The organism is Muricoccus vinaceus, from assembly GCF_042433125.1.
GTDB classification, from domain to species: Bacteria; Pseudomonadota; Alphaproteobacteria; order Acetobacterales; family Acetobacteraceae; genus Roseomonas; species Roseomonas vinacea.
Window position 1 is genome coordinate 1 of sequence record NZ_JBHLVZ010000133.1, and the last position, 970, is coordinate 970.

The following is a 970-nucleotide window of genomic DNA, read 5'->3' on the forward strand; positions in this document are numbered from 1 at the left end:
ACGTCCGAGCGGTCTTCGGCACCGGAAGCCAGCTGCAACTCCCAGATTGCCACTTCGCCCGCGCCCGGCAGTCGGCCCAGCGCGTTGACGTACAGGCTCTGCGCGAACTCCGAATCGGTCTGGTTGCCATGGACCACCAGGAACTCGTTCGAGGCTTCCACGTGGTTTCCGAAGTCCTCCAGGCTCATGCCGGCCCGGAGCAGGTCGGCGAAGAGCACCAGCCCGCCGGCCTCGGCATCGCGGCCGAAGGCGGCCTGGTAGGTGGCACGGATCAGCCCGGCATTCGCGTCGACCACGAAGACGCCCGACCCGGTTGCGCCGCTCCAGGCCTGCTGCGCCTCTGTCGAGTTGGCGATCCCCGCCAGCACCTGCGCGCGCGAGGCGCCCGCGGCCATCTGGCCATACCAGAAGGCTGCACCCTCCGCCTCGACATCTCGGAAGAGAAGCTCCTGGTAAGTGGTCTCCACGAACTGGCTGTCGGTCTGGTTCCCATGGTGCAGCTGGTACTCGGCGCTGGTGAGGAAGCCGCGCGCGACCTCCACGCGATCGACATCCGCGCCCGGACCGCCCGACCAGGTGGTCAGACCGCTCGCGTCTCCCTGGCGGCCCAGCACGCCGCCGTAAAGCCGCGTGACGAAGGCGGCATCGGTGCCGCTGCCGAAGCTCAGCGTGCCGTCGGCCAGCCGCACCTCGTCGGTGCCGGCGGGCGGCGCCAGCATGTCGCCATCCGCCACGCGGGCCTGCACCTCCTGATAGGTCAGCACGCGGGTGTCGGACAGGCCGTCCATCGGCGGGGCAACGGGCACCGCGCGCGGGGCGACCACGTTGGTGGACTCACTGAACGTCGTGCCGCTCACCCCGAGCGCATCGACGAAGTGCGCCGCCACGCGAACGGCATGGCCGATGTCCTCGCGCGCCAGGGCGTAGCTGTTCCCCTCCGCACCGGAGATGTTGGTCCAGCCGCCGTTCC

General features: G+C 70.2%; 1 protein-coding gene. It reads right to left on the bottom strand.

What is annotated here, in order from left to right:
* On the bottom strand, positions 1-970 hold a 970-nt coding region (locus ACFFIC_RS29945; RefSeq protein WP_377057274.1), incomplete at both ends, for a DUF4214 domain-containing protein.